General features: G+C 71.4%; 2 protein-coding genes. Both read right to left on the bottom strand.

Going from position 1 to position 3,792, the window contains the following annotated elements; translation table 11 throughout:
* Nucleotides 1-202 precede the first annotated feature (202 nt).
* Nucleotides 203-1,078: a PhzF family phenazine biosynthesis protein gene (locus GV126_RS34335; RefSeq protein WP_159675180.1), complete on the bottom strand. Its 876-nt coding sequence runs from the start codon at nucleotides 1,076-1,078 to the stop codon at nucleotides 203-205.
* Nucleotides 1,079-1,428: 350 nt separating this feature from the next.
* Entirely contained in the window at nucleotides 1,429-3,609 is a 2,181-nt protein-coding gene (locus GV126_RS34330) for an MMPL family transporter (protein WP_159675178.1), read from the bottom strand.
* Nucleotides 3,610-3,792 lie beyond the last annotated feature (183 nt).

Genomic DNA, 3,792 nt, shown 5'->3' with positions numbered 1-3,792 from the left:
CGTCGGAGGCCGGCCCCCTGCCGTCCGTCATGAGCGGCAGCTCACCGGCTGCCCCGGTGCCGCGACCCACCGCCGGATGCCGCCCGGCCGCGGCGCTCCTTCACCGAGGGCCACCGGCCGCCCTCGACCGGCCGGGACCGTGGCGACCGCCCGTGCAGGCCGGTTCCGGCCGCAGGTGTCGTCGGCTTCTGCCCGGACGGGCTCAGCCGATGCGCGTGGCCGTGCCGCTGACGCGGACCCGCGGGTCACCCGCGCGCAGCGTGACCGCGATCTCGCCGGGGCGGCCCAGATCCTCGCCCTGGTACAGGGTCAGGACGGCGTCCTCGGGGACCAGCCCGAACTCGCGGGCGTACGCGCCGAACGCGGCGGCCGCGGCCCCCGTGACCGGGTCCTCGACGACACCGCCGACGGGGAACGGGTCGCGGACGTGGAAGACGGCGGCCGACTCCCGCCACACCAACTGGACCGTGGTGAGGTCCAAGCGCCGCATCAGGGCTTCGAGGCGGGTGAAGTCGTAGGCGAGTTCGGCCAGGCGCTCCCGGGTCGCCGCCGCCAGCACGAGGTGGCGGGCACCGGCGAAGGCGATACGGGGCGGGAAGGCCGGGTCCAGATCGGTGTCCGGCCAGTCGAGCGCGGCCAGTGCCTCGGCGAGATCGGCCTCGGCGAGGTCCGCGACGTACGGCTCGACGCTGGTGAGGGTGGCCCGGAGCGTCCCGCCCTCCTCGGTCACCTCCACCGGCACGGTACCGGCGCGTGTGGCGAACACCAGTTGTCCGGGGCCTGTCCGCTCCGCGAGGGCGACGGCGGTCGCGACGGTGGCGTGCCCGCAGAACGGCACCTCGGCCTTGGGGCTGAAGTAGCGGATGGTGTAGGCCCGCCCCTCGGCGCCGCCGAGGCCCTGGGGAGGAGCGGTCAGGAACGCGGACTCCGAATACCCGAGGCCGGCGGCGATCGCCAGCATCTCGTCGTCCTCCAGCCCGGTGGCATCGAGCACCACCCCTGCCGGGTTGCCGCCGTCCGGATCGCTGGAGAAGGCTGTGTAGCGCAGCACCTCGGGCCGCGGAGTGATCGTCGCCATGCGTACGCCAACCGAGGCCGCACCCGCGGCTATTCCTCGGCGCCGCTACCGGCCGGGCCACCCCGCACACTCCTGCCGAACCTGCCGGCGAGCCGTCCTCCGGCACCGGCACACCCTTGCCAGGCGCACCCTCACGCAGTCCCCGTCCGGGACGGCGTGAGGGGTGCGCCCCGTCGCGGTGCCGTCGGTCGCCGGCTCCCCCGAGCTCTCGACTCGGCTCGAACACGGGGGGAGCCCCCCCCGGGTCGGCTTCCGGTTCCGCGTTCGCGTCCGTCAGGCACCCGGTCCGCCCGGCTCACCCGGGTCGTCAGGTGCGGCGAGGACCCGCGGCCCGGAGCGCCGGAGGGACCTCAGCCGCGGCGTCCCGACGGGTCGTGGGCGGTTCCGTCCCGCTGCTCGGGGATCGTCCCGGTGCCGGCGGTGCCCGCCGGCACCGTCCGTGCCGCCCGGTCCCCGTGTCCGGGCCACCAGGCGGCATGGCCGATCAGGGCGGTCAGGCTCGGGGTGAAGAACATCGCCATGACGAAGGCGGCGACCGCGATGCCGAAGGACACCGCGAAACCCATCTCCGTCAGCAGCGAGTTGCCCGCGAGCATCATCGTGGCGAAGGTCGCCGCGAGGATGAAACCGGCCGCGGCCACGGTCGGCCCGGCGTGCCGCAGGGCCATGCCGGCGGCCTCGCGCGGCTCGTGGCCCTCCCGGGCCTCCTCCCGCAGGCGGGCGACCATGAGGATGTTGTAGTCGGTGCCGATGGCGACCACGAACAGGTACATGATCACCGGGAGCATGAACATCAGACCGGAGTGGCCCTGCCCCTCCTGGAAGATCCACACCGTCGCGCCCAGGGTGGCGCCGAAGCCGAGGCACACCGAGACGATCAGGTACCAGGGGGCGACCACGCTGCGCAGCAGCAGCCCCAGGATCACCATGATCAGGACGGCCGCGACGGGGAAGACCGTCCGGTAGTCGTGATTGACCGCGGCGTCGATGTCCTTGTAGATCGACGACATGCCGCCGACGACGGCTTCGGTGCCGTCCGGGGCGTCGGCGTGCGCGACGTCGCGCACCCTGCCCACGGTGTCGATCGCCTTGTCCGTCGCGGCCTCGTACCGGAGCGTGACGGTGAAGTCGGCGGTGGTGCCGTCCTTGTTCACCTGGGTCAGCCGGGCGGCGGCGACCCCGTCGACCGCGCCCAGCTTCTTCGCGTACGCGTCGAAGGCGGCCTTGTCGAGCGGCTTGCCGTCGGTGCTGGAGAGGTAGACGTCCGTGGGGGCGGCGGCGCCCGCGGAGTACGCCTTTTGCATCTCGTCCTGGACGACCATGGACTCCTTCGTCTTGGGCATGGAGCCCGACGCCAGGTCGAAGGTGGCCTTGAAGCCGAGCGCTCCGGCCGACAGCACGAGCAGGACCAGGCCGGACACCACGGCGGTCAGCGCCGGGCGGCGCTGCACTCCGCGGCCCAGGGCGGCGAAACGGGCGTTGTCCGGCTCCCGCTGCCAGGACTTGGACGGCCAGAACACCTTCGGGCCGATCAGCGAGACCACGGCCGGGATCAGGGTCAGGCCCGCGACCAGGGTGGCGGCGACCGCGATGGCGAGCGCCGGGCCCATCTGCTTGAGGAAGCCGAGCGTGGAGAGCACCAGCGCGAGGAAGGCGATGATGACCGCTCCGGCTGCCGAGGCGATCGCCTCGCCCACCCGGTCCACCGCGTTGATCATGGCCTGCTTGGGCTCGTCGCCGGCACGCAGGCGTTCGCGGTAGCGGAACATCAGGAACAGGAAGTAGTCCGTGCCCACGCCGAACAGCACGACGATCAGGATCGAGGAGATCGAGCTGTTGGCCTCCAGCCCGAACAGCTTCGTCGCGTACGCGATCAGGCCGTTGGCGACGGCGGAGACCAGGCCGATCAGGATCAGGGGGAGCACGGCCAGGATCGGAGCCCGGAAGATGATCAGCAGGGTCACCAGAATGATCACGAAGGTGCCGAAGCCGATCAGGGCCTGGCCGCGCTTGGAGGAGTCCTGCTGGTCCAGGGCCTGCGCGGCGGACCCGCCGACCTTGACGTCGAGGTGCGTGCCCTTGGCCAGCTCCTTGACGTCCTCGCGCAACACCTTGACCGCGTCGGCCTGTTCGGGCTGACCGGCCTTCTTGCTGTCCATCTGCACCAGGGTCAGGGTGTACCTGCCGTCCTTGGACGGCTGGCCGGGGACGACCTTCTGCACCTGGTCGATGTGTTTCTTGCCCAGCTCGGTGGTGATCCGGGCGACGTCCTGCTGGTCGGCGGCGGTCAACCTGCCGCCGTCGGTACGCTGGTAGAGCGCGATGGCGGACGGCGTGAAGGCGCTGGGGAACGCCTTCTGCTGGAGATCCGCCGCCTTGATGGACTCGTAACTCTTGGGCAGGAAACTGCTCTCGTCACTGTTCGAGGGCAGGCTCGGCGCGGTGGCCACGATCGCCACCGCGGCGATGAGCCATGCCACGATCGTCCAGACGGGATGTCGGACGACAGCGTTCCCTATGCGTCGGAACATGCGGATAGGTCCTCCTGGACAGGAAGATCACCGCAGCCCGGGGAGCGGACCCTGGCATCGGCGACCCCGACCGGCGCGCGTCGTCGAACCGGTCGAACGGTTGTCTTGCGCTCTGATCGTAGTGACCTCACCCGAGATCATTACGTCGGATGATTCACTTTTCCTCCTGCCGCCCCTCCCTGT

It is taken from the genome of Streptomyces mexicanus, assembly GCF_902506575.1.
Taxonomy (GTDB): domain Bacteria; phylum Actinomycetota; class Actinomycetes; order Streptomycetales; family Streptomycetaceae; genus Streptomyces; species Streptomyces mexicanus.
This window is presented reverse-complemented; position numbering and strand designations above follow the sequence as displayed.

Excerpts from the sequence above, each read along its gene's own strand:
- GV126_RS34335 (WP_159675180.1), bottom strand. The coding sequence starts at position 1,078 with ATGGCGACGATCACTCCGCGGCCCGAGGTGCTGCGCTACACAGCCTTC.
- GV126_RS34330 (WP_159675178.1), bottom strand. The coding sequence starts at position 3,609 with ATGTTCCGACGCATAGGGAACGCTGTCGTCCGACATCCCGTCTGGACG.